The sequence below is a fragment of the Streptomyces sp. NBC_01190 genome (genome assembly GCF_045039895.1).
In the GTDB taxonomy this organism is placed as follows: Bacteria; Actinomycetota; Actinomycetes; order Streptomycetales; family Streptomycetaceae; genus Actinacidiphila.
In genome coordinates, this window is sequence record NZ_CP108580.1 from 4,038,330 (window position 1) to 4,054,259 (window position 15,930).

16 protein-coding genes are annotated in these 15,930 nt (G+C 69.7%); 7 read left to right on the plus strand and 9 right to left on the minus strand.

The window, feature by feature from the left end; genetic code table 11:
- The first annotated feature begins 85 nt into the window (after positions 1-85).
- Both trxB and trxA read left to right on the plus strand, forming a co-directional pair.
- Positions 86-1,036: a thioredoxin-disulfide reductase gene (gene trxB / locus OG519_RS16800; protein ID WP_405584139.1), complete on the plus strand. Its 951-nt coding sequence runs from the start codon at positions 86-88 to the stop codon at positions 1,034-1,036.
- 62 nt (positions 1,037-1,098) lie between these two features.
- A complete protein-coding gene (gene trxA, locus OG519_RS16805; protein ID WP_405584142.1) occupies positions 1,099-1,428 on the plus strand; it encodes a thioredoxin in 330 nt (109 codons plus the stop codon).
- Positions 1,429-1,543: 115 nt separating this feature from the next.
- Here trxA and OG519_RS16810 read toward each other — a convergent pair whose 3' ends face one another.
- The 9 genes from OG519_RS16810 to rpmH form a co-directional block, all read right to left on the minus strand.
- Positions 1,544-2,161 (minus strand): GNAT family N-acetyltransferase, encoded by a 618-nt coding sequence (locus OG519_RS16810; RefSeq protein ID WP_405584145.1) that lies wholly within the window; start codon positions 2,159-2,161, stop codon positions 1,544-1,546.
- A 90-nt stretch (positions 2,162-2,251) separates the two neighbouring features.
- Complete coding sequence (locus OG519_RS16815) at positions 2,252-3,364, minus strand: ParB/RepB/Spo0J family partition protein (RefSeq protein WP_405584148.1); 1,113 nt, start codon at positions 3,362-3,364, stop codon at positions 2,252-2,254.
- Positions 3,361-4,473: a ParA family protein gene (locus tag OG519_RS16820; protein WP_405584151.1), complete on the minus strand. Its 1,113-nt coding sequence runs from the start codon at positions 4,471-4,473 to the stop codon at positions 3,361-3,363. The genes OG519_RS16815 and OG519_RS16820 overlap by 4 nt, the downstream gene beginning before the upstream one ends.
- A gap of 256 nt (positions 4,474-4,729) precedes the next feature.
- Positions 4,730-5,470: a 16S rRNA (guanine(527)-N(7))-methyltransferase RsmG gene (gene rsmG / locus OG519_RS16825; RefSeq protein ID WP_405584154.1), complete on the minus strand. Its 741-nt coding sequence runs from the start codon at positions 5,468-5,470 to the stop codon at positions 4,730-4,732.
- Between the two features lie 121 nt (positions 5,471-5,591).
- On the minus strand, positions 5,592-6,122 hold the full coding sequence (locus OG519_RS16830) for a protein jag (RefSeq protein WP_405584156.1): 531 nt from the start codon (positions 6,120-6,122) through the stop codon (positions 5,592-5,594).
- Between the two features lie 89 nt (positions 6,123-6,211).
- Positions 6,212-7,432: a membrane protein insertase YidC gene (gene yidC, locus OG519_RS16835; protein WP_405584158.1), complete on the minus strand. Its 1,221-nt coding sequence runs from the start codon at positions 7,430-7,432 to the stop codon at positions 6,212-6,214.
- Positions 7,433-7,434: 2 nt separating this feature from the next.
- Positions 7,435-7,752 (minus strand): membrane protein insertion efficiency factor YidD, encoded by a 318-nt coding sequence (gene yidD / locus OG519_RS16840; RefSeq protein WP_405584160.1) that lies wholly within the window; start codon positions 7,750-7,752, stop codon positions 7,435-7,437.
- A complete protein-coding gene (gene rnpA, locus OG519_RS16845; RefSeq protein ID WP_405584163.1) occupies positions 7,749-8,147 on the minus strand; it encodes a ribonuclease P protein component in 399 nt (132 codons plus the stop codon). Before rnpA ends, yidD begins: the two co-directional genes overlap by 4 nt.
- A gap of 19 nt (positions 8,148-8,166) precedes the next feature.
- Positions 8,167-8,304, minus strand: a complete 138-nt coding sequence (gene rpmH / locus OG519_RS16850; protein WP_405584166.1) for a 50S ribosomal protein L34 — start codon at positions 8,302-8,304, stop codon at positions 8,167-8,169.
- 406 nt (positions 8,305-8,710) lie between these two features.
- Between rpmH and dnaA the strand changes: the two genes are divergently transcribed.
- The 5 genes from dnaA (at position 8,711) to OG519_RS16875 (ending at position 15,446) form a co-directional block, all read left to right on the plus strand.
- Positions 8,711-10,528 (plus strand): chromosomal replication initiator protein DnaA, encoded by a 1,818-nt coding sequence (gene dnaA, locus OG519_RS16855; protein WP_405584169.1) that lies wholly within the window; start codon positions 8,711-8,713, stop codon positions 10,526-10,528.
- An 816-nt stretch (positions 10,529-11,344) separates the two neighbouring features.
- Positions 11,345-12,475, plus strand: a complete 1,131-nt coding sequence (dnaN, locus tag OG519_RS16860) for a DNA polymerase III subunit beta (RefSeq protein WP_405584172.1) — start codon at positions 11,345-11,347, stop codon at positions 12,473-12,475.
- Positions 12,476-12,577: 102 nt separating this feature from the next.
- Complete coding sequence (gnd, locus tag OG519_RS16865; protein WP_405584175.1) at positions 12,578-13,456, plus strand: phosphogluconate dehydrogenase (NAD(+)-dependent, decarboxylating); 879 nt, start codon at positions 12,578-12,580, stop codon at positions 13,454-13,456.
- A 131-nt stretch (positions 13,457-13,587) separates the two neighbouring features.
- On the plus strand, positions 13,588-14,796 hold the full coding sequence (gene recF / locus OG519_RS16870) for a DNA replication/repair protein RecF (protein WP_405584178.1): 1,209 nt from the start codon (positions 13,588-13,590) through the stop codon (positions 14,794-14,796).
- Positions 14,797-14,960: 164 nt separating this feature from the next.
- Positions 14,961-15,446 (plus strand): DUF721 domain-containing protein, encoded by a 486-nt coding sequence (locus tag OG519_RS16875; RefSeq protein WP_405592781.1) that lies wholly within the window; start codon positions 14,961-14,963, stop codon positions 15,444-15,446.
- Positions 15,447-15,930: the final 484 nt, after the last annotated feature.

Sequence of the window (15,930 nt, forward strand, 5' to 3'; positions counted from 1 at the left end):
AATGCCTGGCCCGTAGGATCCGTTAGGGAGGGCGAGAGTCCAGCGAGGACCCCCGCAGCAGTCCGCAGAGACGAGGAAGACACCCGTGAGTGACGTCCGTAATGTCATCATCATCGGCTCGGGGCCGGCGGGCTACACCGCCGCGCTCTACACGGCGCGTGCCTCGCTCAATCCGCTGGTCTTCGAGGGTTCGGTGACCGCCGGCGGTGCGCTGATGAACACCACCGACGTGGAGAACTTCCCCGGGTTCCGTGACGGCATCCTGGGCCCGGACCTGATGGACAACATGCGGGCCCAGGCGGAGCGCTTCGGCGCCGAGCTGATCCCGGACGATGTCGTCGCGATCGACTTCAGCGGCGACATCAAGACGGTCACCGACTCGGCCGGCACCGTGCACCGGGCCAAGGCGATCATCGTCACCACCGGCTCGCAGCACCGCAAGCTCAATCTCCCCAACGAGGACCAGCTCTCCGGCCGCGGCGTCTCCTGGTGTGCCACCTGTGACGGCTTCTTCTTCCGCGATCAGGAGATCGCGGTGATCGGCGGCGGTGACACCGCAATGGAGGAAGCGACGTTCCTCTCCCGGTTCGCCAAGACGGTGAAGATCGTGCACCGGCGGGACAGTCTGCGGGCATCCAAGGCGATGCAGGAGCGGGCGTTCGCCGACCCGAAGATCTCCTTCGTCTGGGACAGCGAGGTCGCCGAGGTGCACGGCGAGGGCAAGCTCACCGGCCTGACCCTCCGCAACACCACGACGGGTGAGACCTCCGAGCTGCCCGTCACCGGACTGTTCATCGCGATCGGCCACGACCCGCGGACCGAGCTCTTCAAGGGTGTGCTCGATCTCGACGCCGAGGGCTATCTCAAGGTGCAGGCCCCCACCACCCGCACCAACATCCCCGGTGTGTTCGGCGCCGGCGATGTCGTGGACCACACCTACCGGCAGGCGATCACCGCGGCCGGCACCGGATGTTCCGCCGCTCTGGACGCCGAACGCTATCTGGCGGCGCTCGCCGACGCCGAAAAGACCGTCTGACCCGCCTTCGCCCCGCCCCAGTTCACCCCACCCCGCAAGCATCAGAACCTGAGGAGATTGCCGTGGCCGCCAACACCAAGCACGTAACCGATGCGACCTTCACCGACGAGGTGCTCAACAGCGACAAGCCCGTCCTGGTCGACTTCTGGGCCGAGTGGTGCGGCCCGTGCCGTCAGATCGCGCCGTCGCTCGAGGCCATCGCCGCCGAGCACGCGGACGAGATCACCATCGTGAAGCTCAACATCGACGAGAACCCGGAGACCGCGGCCAAGTACGGCGTGATGTCGATCCCGACGCTCAACGTCTACAAGGGCGGCGAGGTCGTCAAGACCATCGTCGGTGCCAAGCCGCGGGCCGCCCTTGAGCGTGACCTCGCCGACTTCATCGGCTGACCTACCTTCGCGGCACCCATAACGGCGGCCGGTGGTGTTCCACGTGGAACACCACCGGCCGCCGTCGTTTCGCTGTGCGCCATCCTGCGGGAGCGCCGCCCTGCGGGGACCGCCGCTAGAGCGGCCGCAACGCCGGCTCCTTCTGTACGGCACCCAGCAATCGGTCGATCGCCATCTCCACGTCTTCCTTCCAGGAGATCGTGGAGCGCAACTCCAGTCGGAGCCGCGGATAGCGGGGATGGGGGCGGACCGTCTTGAAGCCCACCGCGGTGAGATGGTCGCTCGGCAGTACACAGCCCGGCCCGTCCCACTTCGCGTCCCCGAAGGCCTCGATCGCCTTGAAGCCGCGCCGCACCAGATCCTTGGCCACCGTCTGCACCAGTACCCGGCCAATGCCCTGCCCCTGATAGCCCGGCAGAATCCGGGCGGTCATCAGTTGCACGGCGTCCGCCGAGACCGGACTGGTGGGGAAAGCCGTCGAGCGCGGCACATAGGCGGCCGGCGCGTAGAGCACGAAGCCGACCGGCAGCTCGTCCACATAGACGACCCGGCCGCAGGAACCCCACTCCAGCAGAACCGCCGAGATCCAGGCTTCCTTCTCCAGCTCGGGTTTGCCCGTCTGGATCGCCGCCTCACCGCTGACCGGGTCCAGCTCCCAGAAGACACAGCGGCGACAGGGCTTGGGCAGGTCCGGGAGATTGTCCAGGGTGAGTGGTACCAATCGACGTCCCATGTGGCCAAGACCCCATCTCTGTCGCGAACCCAACAGCCCTCGGGCGGGCAGCCCCCGGGCACCCCGGCGGCTCACCGGGGTGCCCGTCCCTCACTCGTAATCCTCGTCCGTTTCCTCGGCGTCCTCGGACTCCTCATCCAGTGGAGTCTCCAGTACCTTGCCCTCCCCGGGAGCCATGGCTCCGAGGATGCGCTCCAGATCCTCCAGCGACGCGAACTCCACTACGATCTTTCCCCGCTTCTGGCCGAGATCGACCTTCACCCGGGTATCGAATCGATCGGAGAGCCGGGAGGCGAGATGCGTCAGCGCCGGGGAGACCCGTCGCCCTGCCCGCGGGGTCGCGGACTTCCTTGGCGACTTGGACTCGCCATTGATCAGGGTGACGATCTCCTCGACCGACCGCACCGAAAGCCCCTCGGCGACGATCCGACCGGCCAGCGTCTCCTGCTCCTCGGCGCCATCGAGACCGAGCAGCGCCCGGGCATGGCCGAAGGAGAGGACCCCGGCCGCGACCCGCCGCTGCACGGGCGCCGGCAGCTTCAACAGCCGCAGGGTGTTGGACACCTGGGAACGGGAGCGCCCGATCCGGTCGGCGAGCTGCTCATGGGTGCAGGCGAAGTCCCGCAGCAACTGGTCGTAGGCGGCGGCCTCTTCCAGCGGGTTGAGCTGCGCCCGGTGCAGGTTCTCCAACAGGGCGTCGAGCAAGAGCTTCTCGTCGTCGGTGGCCCGAACGATCGCCGGGATCCGCTCCAGACCCGCCTCCCGACAGGCCCGCCACCGCCGCTCACCCATGATCAGCTCAAAGCGGTCCGCGCCGATCTGGCGCACCACCACCGGCTGGAGCAGACCCACCTCCTTGATGGAAGTGATCAGCTCATTGAGCGCTTCCTCGTCGAACACCTCGCGCGGCTGGCGCGGGTTCGGCGTGATGGAGTCCAGCTCCAACTCCGCGAAGTAGGCCCCGGGGACCGGGGCTCTCGCCGCGGAGACATCCGGCTCTGTTTCACGTGAAACAGGGATGCTCACCACCGGCGGCGCGGCCTCGGCCGGTCTGCGGTCCGTCAGACCGGCCACCTTGGCCGCCGCGACGCCGCGCTCCGGCGTCAGGACGGGTGCCGCCGACGGCGACGAGCCGTTCGGCTGCGGCGCGGCCGGGATCAGCGCGCCGAGACCACGGCCGAGCCCTCTGCGTCGATCACTCACTGGATGCCCTCCGACATGCTGTGCGGGTTGTGCTCACTCTGCTCGCCCTGCGGGTCGTACTCCAAGGCCACGCCGGCCGGCAGGCCGCGCAGCGCCATCTCACGCGCCGCCTCCAGGTAGGAGAGCGCACCACTGGATCCGGGGTCGTACGTCAGCACGGTCTGGCCGTAACTGGGGGCCTCCGAGATGCGGACCGACCGCGGGATGCTGGTCCGCAGCACCTCCTTGCCGAAGTGCGTCCTGACCTCCTCGGCGACCTGCGCCGCCAGCCGGGTCCGGCCGTCGTACATCGTCAGCAGGATGGTGGAGACGAAGAGCTTCGGATTGAGGTGGGCGCGGACCAGGTCCACATTCTTCAGCAGTTGGCCCAGCCCTTCCAAGGCGTAGTACTCGCACTGGATCGGGATGACCACCTCGGCACCGGCCACCATCGCGTTGACGGTGAGTAGACCGAGAGAGGGCGGGCAGTCGATCAGAACATAGTCGAGCGGCTGTTCATAGGCGTCCAGGGCCCGTTGCAGCCTGCTCTCACGAGCGACCAGGGAGACGAGTTCGATCTCGGCGCCCGCCAGGTCGATGGTGGCCGGCGCACAGAACAGGCCCTCCACGTCGATGACCGGCTGGACAACGTCCGAGAGGGGTCTGCTCTCCACCAACACGTCGTAGATGGACGGGACTTCGGCGTGATGGTCGATGCCCAGCGCCGTCGAGGCGTTGCCCTGCGGGTCGAGGTCGATCACCAGCACCCGACTGCCGTGCAGAGCCAGTGAGGCCGCGAGGTTCACCGTTGTGGTGGTCTTGCCGACCCCGCCCTTCTGGTTGGCGACCACCATGATCCGGGTCTGCGCGGGTCGCGGCAGGCCCTCCCCGGCACGGTTCAGCGTCTCGACGGCCAACTGGGCCGCGCGACCGATGGGGGTGTCATCCATGGGAGGCAATGTTTCACGTGAAACATCGCCTCCGAACCCCGGGGGCCCCGGGAAGGGTCCTCCGGCTGTTTCTGTGCGGGGGCCGGGGACCGGGTCGGCCATCGGCCCCGCGATGTTGGCGTCGGACCGCAAGGACTCACTCTCCTCGACTTCAGGCTCGCAATGAGAAGAGCCTGCCATGTCGGAGGGGTGCTGAACCAGCGAGGCCCGGTTGCCTGTGGATAAATCCCGAGAATTGTCCACAGGACCGGTCTTCTGAGCGGGTTTACTGACACGGGCTTCAGCAGCGGCGCGACCACGGCTGAGCACTCCGGGGAGCAGCGAGCGACGTTTCACGTGGAACACGATGCACAGCGCCACGGCACTATCTCCGCAGACACTCCGCATTATGACGGTTTGCCGTTGGTATGGCGTTGCCTAGCGTGGCTCGCCGCCCTCAGCGACGACGACGGCCGCCGTTCCCACCCCGCGGGGTGCGATGGGCACGTGCCGCCTTCGCCCGCCGGGTCGCCGCCCGCACGCCGCCCGGGCTTTCGCCCACCAGGACCCGTACCACCGTGGACAGCGGGTCGACGATGCCTTCGCCAACCTGGACCACCCGGGCGTCCACCGCGCCGAGCCGGCTCAGCGCCGCACGGGCGGCCTTCAGCTCCTGCTCCGCGGTGTCGCCCTTGAGCACGGCCATCTCACCGTGCGGCCGCAGCAGCGGCAGCCCCCAGCCGGCCAGCCGCTCCAGCGGGGCCACCGCCCGGGCGGTCACCACATCCACCGCCGGCAGCTTGCCCATCATCTCCTCGGCGCGACCACGCTCCACCGTGACATTGGTCATGCCGAGCAGCTTCACCACCTCTTCGAGGAACATGGTCCTGCGCAGCAGCGGCTCCAGCAGCGTGATCCGCAGATCCGGCCTGGCCAGTGCCAGCGGAATCCCCGGCAGCCCGGCGCCGGAGCCCACATCGCAGACCGATACTTCCTCGTCGATCACCTCGGAGAGCACCGCGCAGTTCAGCAGATGCCGTTCCCACAGCCGGGGCACCTCCCGGGGACCGATCAGCCCACGGCGCACCCCCGCGTCAGCGAGCAGTTCGGCATAGCGCAGCACAGCCTCGGAGCGGTCACCGAAGACCGTCCCTACCTGCTCCGGCGGCGGGGGAAGCTCCGCTGCTGCCTCGGTCACGGGGTGCTGTCCTTTCCTCGGTCCGGCGCCAGACACCGGACACAGTCAAGCGGACTCGATCGGGCTTATAAGCCTCGGCCCCGCCTGCGAACAGACGGGGCCGACAGAACGGACGACAGGGTCAGACGGGAAGCACGACCACTCGGCGGTGCGGCTCCTCGCCCTCGGACTCGCTGCGGAGCCCGGCGGCGGCCACCGCGTCATGCACCACCTTGCGCTCGAAGGGTGTCATCGGGTCCAGCTTCACCGGAAGCCCGGTCTCCTTCGCCTCGGTCGCCGCGTCGGCGCCGAGCTTGGCCAGCTCGGTCCGCTTACGGGCCCGGAACCCGGCGATGTCCAGCATCAGCCGGCTGCGCTCACCGGTCTCCCGGTGCACCGCGAGCCGGGTCAGCTCCTGGAGCGCCTCCAGCACCTCGCCCTCCCGGCCGACGAGCTTGTTCAGCTCGCGGCTGGCGGGGTCACCCACGATCGACACCGAAGCGCGCTCGCCCTCGACATCCATGTCGATGTCCCCGTCGAGGTCGGCGATGTCGAGCAACCCCTCCAGGTAGTCCGCGGCGATCTCACCCTCCTGCTCCAGGCGGGTGAGGGTCGCGGACGAGCCGCTGTCGGCCGCCGCCCCGGTGGATGCGGTGGTGTTGACGTCGCTCACGCCTGACCTCTCCCTTTACTTCCTCTTAGAGCTCTTGCTGCCGTCGGCGGTGTTCGCCGGTGCGCCGGTACTCGCGAGTGGTGCCGCGCCTACTTCTTCTTCGAGGCATTGCCCGGCTTGGACTTCTGGCCCGCCTTGGGGCTGCCGCCCCGGCCGGACCCGGCCCGCGGCGCGCCGGCCCTGGGCGCACCCGGCTTACCGGTGCCGCCGGCCCTGGGCGCGCCGTTACCGCCGTTACCGGCGCCCTTCGGCGCGGCCGAGCTCTTGGTGGCCCCGCCACCGGCGGCGGACTCCTCACCGGAGGCCGCGGGGCCGTCCGCCCGGTAGCTGCCGCCGGCCTGCGGCGCCGAGCCGCCCGCGGTGGTGGTCGTACCGGCGGCGCCGCCCGTGGTGCGCTGGGACTTCGACTGCCGCTTGGGCTGGGTGCGGTTGGCGCGCGCGGCCTCGACCGCTTCCTTGGCCTTGACCTCTTCCGGCGGCTCCACCAGCTTGCCCTTGGCCCGCAGCCGCTCCTGGCGCTGCTTGAAGGCCAGGCTGCCCGGGGTGGGGTTGCGCCGGATGACGACGAGCTGCTGGCCCATCGTCCACACGTTCGTGGTCAGCCAGTAGACCAGCACACCGACCGGGGCGATGATGCCGAAGCCCGCGAAGACCAGCGGGAACACGTACATCAGCATCTTCTGCTGCTGCATGAACGGCGTGTTCACCGACATGTCCACGTTCTTGGTCATGAGCTGGCGCTGCGTGTAGAACTGGGACGCCGACATCAGCACGATCATGATGAGCGTGACAATGCGCACCTCGGTCTGCGTGGTGCCGAGGTGGGTCAGCGTGGCCGCGCTGTCGAGGAACTTGGCGGGCAGCGGAGCACCGAAGATGTGCGCGCTCTGGGCGCTCTCCACCAGGTTCTCGTGGATGACGCCGACCGGCTTGCCCTTGGCGACGTTGCTCAGCACGTGGTACAGCGCGAAGAAGAACGGTGACTGGACGAGGATCGGCAGGCACGAGGAGAGCGGGTTGGTGCCCGTCTCCTTGTACAGCTTCATCATCTCTTCGGACTGCTTCTGGCGGTCGTTCTTGTAGCGCTCCTGGATCGCCTTCATCTTCGGCTGGAGCACCTGCATGTTCCGCGTGGACTTGATCTGCTTCACGAAGAGCGGAATCAGGGCCGTGCGGATCAGGACCACCAGCGAGACGATCGACAGACCCCACGCCCAGCCGCTGTTCGCTTGGAAGATCAGGCTGTAGAAGGAGTGGAATTGAACGATGATCCACGAGACGGCGTCATAGAGGGGGTTGAGGATCCCCACAGTCAGGCTCCTTGTGCGTGAGAGGGTCCGGTGGGCTCGGGCGTGACGGGCCCGTCGGAGCCGCCCCGCAGATAGCGGCGCAGCCGATCGTGCCATGGCGGTCGCTTACGCGGCGGGACATGATCCACACCACCCGGCGACCACGGATTGCACCGCAGGATGCGCCACGCGGTCAGTACGGTGCCCTTGATCGCACCGTGCCGGTCGATGGCGGTGTACCCGTAGTGCGAGCAGGAGGGGTAGTACCGGCACACCGGGCCGAGCAGCGGACTGATCGTCCACTGGTACAGCTTGATCAGCGCCAGCAACGGATATTTCATCGGGCCACCCTCCCCTCGGCGTCGCCATGGGTGTCACGACCCAGCAGCCGCGACAGTGCGGCATCCAGGTCGAGGGCCAGCTCTTCATGGTCCGCGCTGCCGGCTCCCGGCAGCGCGCGTACTACCACCAGGCTACCGGGGGGCAGCAGTGACAGACGGTCGCGGACGAGATGACGCAGTCGGCGCTTGATCAGATTGCGTTGCACGGAGCCACCCACCGCCTTGCTCACGACGAAACCCGCACGCGCCGGGGGGGTGCGCCCCCCTGGCACATGCGGGTCCGTTGTGTCCCGGCGCAGATGGACAACCAGAAGCGGGCGGCCCGCTCGGCGTCCGCGGCGAACCGCTTCTGCGAAGTCCTGCCGTCTCCTCAGCCGATTCTCGGTGGACAGCACGGCATGGGACCTGTGGCGATCAGGCGGAGAGCTTGGCGCGGCCCTTGGTGCGACGGGTCGCGATGATCGCGCGACCGGCGCGGGTGCGCATACGCAGACGGAAGCCGTGGGTCTTCGCACGACGGCGGTTGTTCGGCTGGAAGGTGCGCTTGCTCACTCGGGGGCTCCAGGGGGAATCGTGGGTCCGAAGGGTCCGACGGGAGTCGCCTGGCTGTCACCGTGCGCCCACGAAAAACTCGCGGAACAATCGGGTGCACCGCTTCAACGACCGTCCGAACGTATCCGGAAGATCTTCGCCCATCGGTAGGCAGGCGGCAGCAGCCATCGACAACTCGACCTCGATACGGTACGTGCGGCTAGGCCATCCGGTCAAACCAGGCGGTGGCGCCCCGCCATTTGTACACAGCCTGTGGACAACGACTTGAACCGCGCAGGTCGCCCTGACTACCGTGACGGGACTCGGTACTGAGCCGGCACCGAACTTCGTACCCTTCCCGCCCGTCCCGACGATCACACTTTCGCGGGAGTTCTCAGCACCACCAGACACCGAGAGAGCGTGCACCGTGGCCGACGTGACTGCCGATCTTGCCGCAGTGTGGCCGCGGGTCCTCCAGAAACTCCTGGTGGACAGCGAGGATCTGAAGCCCAAGGACGCCGAGTGGCTCAAGCGCACCCAGCCGCTCGCCCTGGTGGCCGGCACCGCGGTGCTCTCGGCGCCCAACGAGTTCGCCAAGAGCGTGCTGGAGGGGCGGCTGCTGCCCCTGATCACCGAGGTGCTCAGCCGTGAGTTCGGTCACTCCGTCGGCATCGCCATCGCCGTCGCCTCCGGCGGCGACCAGGAGCAGCCGCCGCCCGAGCGGCCCGACCGGCCCGATCCGTCGGCGCAGGACCCTTACGACCAGGGCGGCCCGCGGATGCGCCCGGCCTACCCCGAGCACAGCGACTGGCAGCAGTCGGGCCCGGCCGGCTGGGGTCCGCCGGGCGGCGGCTTCCAGGACCGCGACCCGGGACCGTACGGCGGTCAGCGGGAGCAGTACGGTCCGGCCGACCGCAGGCGCGACCCCTACGACGGGCAGTCCGGCTCGTACGAGGCCCAGCCCGGCTCCTACGAGGGGCCGCGCGGTGAGTCCCGCTACCGGCCGGAGCCCCATGACGGCTACCCGTCGGTACCGCACCAGGGCCACCAGAGCCGTCCGTCCTACCCGTCCGCCGGGTACCAGCCGCAGGGACAGGTGCCGTCCTCCCGCGCCGAGCAGTCGCCGGGCGGGCCGTCCGGCGGGCCGGGCAACCACGCCGGTCCCGGCGGCCACGGGGCGCACGGCGGCGGCTCCTCGGGCGGCGCCGTCGAGCCGACCGCCCGGCTGAACCCGAAGTACCTCTTCGACACCTTCGTCATCGGCGCCTCGAACCGCTTCGCGCACGCCGCCGCGGTGGCGGTCGCCGAGGCGCCGGCCAAGGCGTACAACCCGCTCTTCATCTACGGCGAGTCCGGCCTCGGCAAGACGCACCTGCTGCACGCCATCGGGCACTACGCGCGCAGCCTGTACCCCGGCACCCGGGTCAGGTACGTCAGCTCCGAGGAGTTCACCAACGAGTTCATCAACTCGATCCGGGACGGCAAGGCGGACGCGTTCCGCAAGCGCTACCGGGACATGGACATCCTGCTGGTCGACGACATCCAGTTCCTGGCGCAGAAGGAGTCGACGCAGGAGGAGTTCTTCCACACCTTCAACACCCTGCACAACGCCAACAAGCAGATCGTGCTCTCCTCGGACCGGCCGCCCAAGCAGCTCGTGACCCTGGAGGACCGGCTGCGCAACCGCTTCGAGTGGGGCCTGATCACCGACGTCCAGCCGCCCGAGCTGGAGACCCGGATCGCCATCCTGCGCAAGAAGGCGGTGCAGGAGCAGCTCAACGCGCCACCCGAGGTACTGGAGTTCATCGCCTCGCGGATCTCCCGCAACATCCGCGAGCTGGAGGGGGCGCTGATCCGGGTCACCGCCTTCGCCAGCCTCAACCGGCAGCCGGTGGATCTCCAGCTCACCGAGATCGTGCTGAAGGATCTGATCCCGGGCGGCGACGACTCGGTGCCGGAGATCAGCGGCACCGCGATCATGGCCGAGACGGCGGCGTACTTCGGTCTCGCGGTGGAGGACCTGTCCGGCTCCTCGCGCAGCCGGGTGCTGGTCACCGCGCGGCAGATCGCCATGTATCTCTGCCGTGAGCTGACCGATCTGTCGCTGCCGAAGATCGGCGCGCTCTTCGGCGGCCGGGACCACACCACGGTGATGCACGCCGACCGCAAGATCCGCTCGCTGATGGCGGAGCGGCGGTCCATCTACAACCAGGTGACGGAACTCACCAACCGCATCAAGAGCTGACGGCCGCGCCGTCGGCTCTCGACGGCGGCCTCAGCGCCGGCGGCGCCCCGGGATCGATCCCGGGGCGCCGCTTTTTGTTCACTCGTCCGAGGAGGCGCTGTTCGATTCGCTCTCCACCAGGGGCAGTTCTCCACAGAAAATCGGGGATCCCGGCGTCCACACCCTGGGGACAGCCAAGTTGTCCCAGCTGCGTCCACAGGTAGCCTCCTGCCGGAGGTATCCGCCCAGCTCAGCAGGATGTGGATATGTGGGCAACCGTCATCCACAGGCTGTGGACGCAAAAGGCGCGCACACCGGCCGGGCAGAGTTGTCCACCGCTCGCCCACAGGATGGCGGCTGTTGTGCACAGCTCGGAGCCACTTCTCCACACCTTTGTCCACTGTTCGGCAAGGAAATGCGCTCTGTCCCCTGGAAGAGTGAAAGGCGTCACACCAAGGTGGTGGGTTGGGCTGGGGAGAACCCGGGTATTTCTGGGGACGGACCTGGGGAGAACCCGGGGTGCCCTGTGGAGCGGGTGTGCACAACTTCCGTCCGTCCACAACAGGCCCTGTTTATCCACGGCCGCCGTCCACAGGCGCGGTGGACAAAAAATCGGGTCTGACCTGCGCGGGAACCACTTATCCACGGTATCCACAACCCCTACTACTACGACTACACGTAGAGAAGGGGGAAACGGCTTCGAAGCGGGGGCTGTGTACAACTCGGGCCGCCGCCGCCCTGCCGCCGTGTCGCGGCTTGACGCCAACCCGCACCTGCTGTCAGTCCGGTAGGTCAGACTGGTCCCCGACAGCCAGCAACAAGCAGGAGGCGGTTCCGGTGAAGATCCGGGTGGAGCGCGACGTACTCGCCGAGGCAGTGGCTTGGGCAGCCCGCAGCCTCCCGGCCCGTCCCCCGGTGCCGGTCCTCGCCGGGCTGCTGCTGAAGGCGGAGGAGGGCAGGCTCAGCCTCTCCGGCTTCGACTACGAGGTGTCGGCCCGGGTCGCGGTGGACGCCGATGTGGACGAGGAGGGCACCGTCCTCGTCTCCGGCCGGCTGCTCGCCGACATCTCCCGCGCCCTTCCCAACCGCCCGGTGGAGATCTCCACCGATGGCGTACGGGTCACCGTCGTCTGCGGCAGCTCGCGGTTCACCCTCCACACGCTGCCGGTGGAGGAGTATCCGACGCTGCCCGCGATGCCCACCGCCTCCGGCACCGTCCCCGGCGAGGTCTTCGCCGCGGCCGCCGCCCAGGTGGCCATCGCGGCCGGCCGGGACGACACGCTGCCGGTGCTCACCGGGGTGCGGATCGAGATCGAGGGCGACACCGTCACGCTGGCCGCCACCGACCGCTACCGCTTCGCGGTCCGCGAGTTCCTGTGGAAGCCCGAGCAGTCCGACATCTCCGCGGTCGCCCTGGTGCCCGCCAAGACGCTGCTCGACACCGCCAAGTCGCTGACCAACGGCGACACGGTCTCGATCGCGCTGGCCGGCTCCGGCGCCGGTGAGGGCCTGATCGGCTTCGAGGGCGCGGGCCGCCGCACCACCACCCGGTTGCTCGAAGGCGACCTGCCGAAGTACCGGACGCTCTTCCCGACCGAGTTCGCCTCGATCGCGGTGATCGACACCGCCCCCTTCGTGGAGGCGGTCAAGCGCGTCTCCCTGGTGGCCGAGCGCAACACCCCGGTGCGGCTGAGCTTCGAGCAGGGTGTGCTGACGCTGGAGGCCGGTTCCAGCGACGACGCACAGGCTGTGGAAAGGGTCGACGCCAAGCTGGAGGGCGACGACATCTCGATCGCCTTCAACCCGACCTTCCTGCTCGACGGTCTGAGCGCGATCGATTCCCCGGTGGCCCAGCTCTCCTTCACCACCTCCACCAAGCCCGCGCTGCTCAGCGGTCGCCCGGCGGCGGACGCCGAGGCCGACGACGCGTACAAGTACCTGATCATGCCGGTGCGGCTGTCCGGCTGAGCCGTCACGGCGGGGCCCACGTAGGCTCACCCTCAGGTCAGGCTGCTCAATCCCAGGCACGCGTCCAACGCCTCGAAACGGCCCCGAAACGAAGGATCAGTGATGGAGCTCGGTCTCATCGGTCTCGGCAAGATGGGTGGCAACATGCGCGAGCGCATCCGCCGCGCCGGCCACACGGTCATCGGGTTCGACCGGAACCCGGATCTTGCCGATGTCCACAGCCTCAAGGCGCTGGTGGATTCGCTGCAGGCCCCCCGGGTGGTGTGGGTGATGGTCCCGGCCGGCGGCCCCACCCAGTCGACCATCGACGAGCTGGGCGAGCTGCTCTCCCCCGGCGATGTCGTGGTGGACGGCGGAAACTCCCGCTGGTCGGACGACGAGAAGCACGCGGAGCAGCTCAAGCAGAAGGGCATCGGCTTCGTCGACTGCGGCGTCTCCGGCGGCGTCTGGGGCCTGGCCAACGGCTACGCCCTGATGTACGGCGGCACCGACGAGGACGTCGCCAAGGCGCAGCCGATCTTCGACGCCCTCAAGCCCGAGGGCGACTCCGGCGCGGTGCACGCCGGCCGGGTCGGCGCGGGCCACTTCGCCAAGATGGTCCACAACGGCATCGAGTACGCGATGATGCAGGCCTACGCCGAGGGCTGGGAGCTGCTCGAAGCGGTCGGTTCCGTCACCGACGTCCGTGAGGTCTTCCGCTCCTGGAAGTCCGGCACGGTCATCCGCTCCTGGCTGCTCGACCTCGCGGTGGACGCCCTGGACAAGGACGAGCACCTGCACAACCTGCGGGGTTACGCCGATGACTCCGGCGAGGGCCGCTGGACGGTCGAGGCCGCGATCGACAACGCGGTGCCGCTGCCGGCGATCACCGCCTCGCTGTTCGCCCGCTTCTCGTCCCGTCAGGACGACTCGCCGCAGATGAAGATGGTGGCCGCGCTCCGTAACGAGTTCGGCGGCCACGCGGTCACCGCGGCCGAATAGGCCGCTGGGCCGGGGGACCGGCGGGCGGGCCCGGTGGCCGTAGCGGTCGCCGGCCCCGCCCGCCGGTCCCCCGGTCAGCCGCACCGCACGCCAGAGCAGGGAGGTCGGCGCGCCCAGCGCCACAGCACGCGATGCACGTAGCGCACCTGTCGCTCGCCGACTTCCGCTCCTATGCCCGGGCCGAGGTCCCTCTCGACCCGGGCGTCACCGTTTTCGTGGGCCCCAACGGGCAGGGCAAGACCAATCTGGTCGAGGCGATCGGCTATCTGGCCACCCTCGGCAGCCACCGGGTCGCCACCGACGCGCCGCTGATCCGGGTCGGCGCGGACCGGGCGGTGCTGCGGGCCCAGGTGGTGCAGGACGACCGGCGGCAGTTGGTCGAGCTGGAGATCAATCCGGGCCGGGCCAACAGGGCCCGGATCAATCGCTCGTCCCAGGCCAAGCCGCGTGATGTGCTGGGCATCGTCCGCAGTGTGCTCTTCGCCCCCGAGGATCTGGCCCTGGTGAAGGGCGATCCGGGGGAGCGCCGCCGTTTCCTCGACGAGCTGATCACCGCTCGCGCGCCACGGCTGGCCGGGGTGCGCAGCGACTACGAGCGGGTGCTCAAGCAGCGCAACACCCTGCTGAAGACCGCGGCGCTGGCCCGTAGGCACGGCGGCCGCGGCGCGGATCTGTCCACCCTCGATGTGTGGGACCAGCATCTGGCCCGGGTGGGATCGGAGCTGCTGGCCCAGCGGCTTGATCTGGTGGCCGCGCTCCAGCCGCTGACCGACAAGGCGTATGAGCAGCTCGCCCCCGGCGGTGGCCCGGTCGGCCTGGAGTACCGCGGCTCGATCGGTGCGGAGCGGGGCGGCGCCGGGGATCCGTCGGCCGCCGGCTCGATCACCGGCTCGATCACCGGCTCGGTCACCGGCCGGGAGCGGCCGGCCGGCCCCGGCAGCCGGGAGGAGCTCTACGGGCGGCTGCTCGAGGCGCTGGCCGAGGCGCGGCGCCAGGAGATCGAGCGTGGTGTGACGCTGGTGGGTCCGCATCGTGACGATCTGGTGCTGAAGCTGGGCGCGATGCCCGCGAAGGGCTATGCCAGTCATGGCGAGTCGTGGTCGTACGCGCTGGCGCTGCGGCTGGCGTCGTACGAGCTGCTGCGCGCGGACGGCGGTGAGCCGGTGCTGGTGCTCGACGATGTGTTCGCTGAGCTGGACGCGCGGCGCCGGGAGCGGCTGGCCGAGCTGGTGGCGCCCGGTGAGCAGGTGCTGGTGACGGCGGCGGTCGACGACGATGTGCCGGGTGTGCTCGCGGGTACCCGGTTCTCGGTGGAGAACGGGACGGTGGTGCGGCAGTGAGCGAGCAGGAACCGCTGGGCGCGGCGGGGACGGGCGTACCGGGCGCGCGGCAGGCGGGCGTGCCCGCCGCGGCCAGGCGGTCTTCTTCTCCCGCCGCCGCCGATGCCGCCGCCCCCGCTCACCCCGCCGCCGTTCCCCCCGGCTCCGGCGCCGAGCCCGCCGGTGTGGACCTCGCCCGGGTCGCGCTGCGCGCCGCCAAGGAGCAGGCCAGGGCCAGGGGCGCCGCCGCCGTGCAGAAGAAGCAGGCCAGGCGGGGCGGCCTGCGCAGCGGCGCCCGGGCCGACGGCCGGGACCCGCTGCCGCTCGGCGCGGCGATCAGCCGGCTGATCACCGAGCGCGGCTGGGAGGCACCGGCCGCGGTCGGCGGTGTGATGGGCCGCTGGCCGCAGCTCGTCGGCCCGGAGGTGGCGCTGCACTGCTCGCCGGAGCGCTACGACGAGGACGAGAGCATTCTCACGGTGAGTTGCGACTCAACGGCCTGGGCGACCCAGCTCCGGCTGCTGGCGCCGACCCTGGTGGCCCGGCTGAACGCCGATCTCGGCCACGGCACGGTGAAGCTGATCAAGGTACTGGGCCCGGCCGCGCCGCCGCGTTCCTACGGCCGGCTGCGGGCGCCGGGCAGCCGCGGCCCGGGTGACACCTACGGATGAGCCGCCGGCCGGCCGCTGCCGCCGTGCCGCTGCCGCCCGCCGTTGAGGTCGCGGCCCGAGCGGCCCCGGTGGCCCCAGTGGCCCGAGCGGCCCCATCGGCTCAACCGGCCCAGCCGCCGCCCAGCCGCCGTGCATGGCGGGTGCCGATGCCGGGCAGTCGATGCCTGTGACACCACCGTCCCAGGCCGTCCCCGGCAGTCCATGGCCCTCCGCGGCCCGCCACGGCCTGGATGGTGGCCCTGGTGCAGGCGTGATGCGGACGGGACCAGAGTGCCCCTGCTCAGCGTAGTCGGGGGTTGACAGCCGGAAGCCCTGAATGCCCGTGTGAGCGGTTTTGGCACCGGGGCCGCGTGTAGGGAGTCGGACGGCTGCGGGTTCGGTCGGCACATGGGAACTGAGGTACCGGCAAAGCCCCACTCATGTCGCCGCTACCGGTAGACTGACTCCAGACCGCCCTCCCCTGGCAGAACCGGCAGGGGTACCT

What these genes read in the sequence shown, in the direction of transcription:
- OG519_RS16820 (WP_405584151.1), bottom strand. Translation starts at nt 4,473, where the DNA reads ATGGCAGGCTCTTCTCATTGCGAGCCTGAAGTCGAGGAGAGTGAGTCC.
- recF (WP_405584178.1), top strand. Translation starts at nt 13,588, where the DNA reads ATGCACGTAGCGCACCTGTCGCTCGCCGACTTCCGCTCCTATGCCCGG.
- OG519_RS16810 (WP_405584145.1), bottom strand. Translation starts at nt 2,161, where the DNA reads ATGGGACGTCGATTGGTACCACTCACCCTGGACAATCTCCCGGACCTG.
- gnd (WP_405584175.1), top strand. Translation starts at nt 12,578, where the DNA reads ATGGAGCTCGGTCTCATCGGTCTCGGCAAGATGGGTGGCAACATGCGC.
- yidD (WP_405584160.1), bottom strand. Translation starts at nt 7,752, where the DNA reads ATGAAATATCCGTTGCTGGCGCTGATCAAGCTGTACCAGTGGACGATC.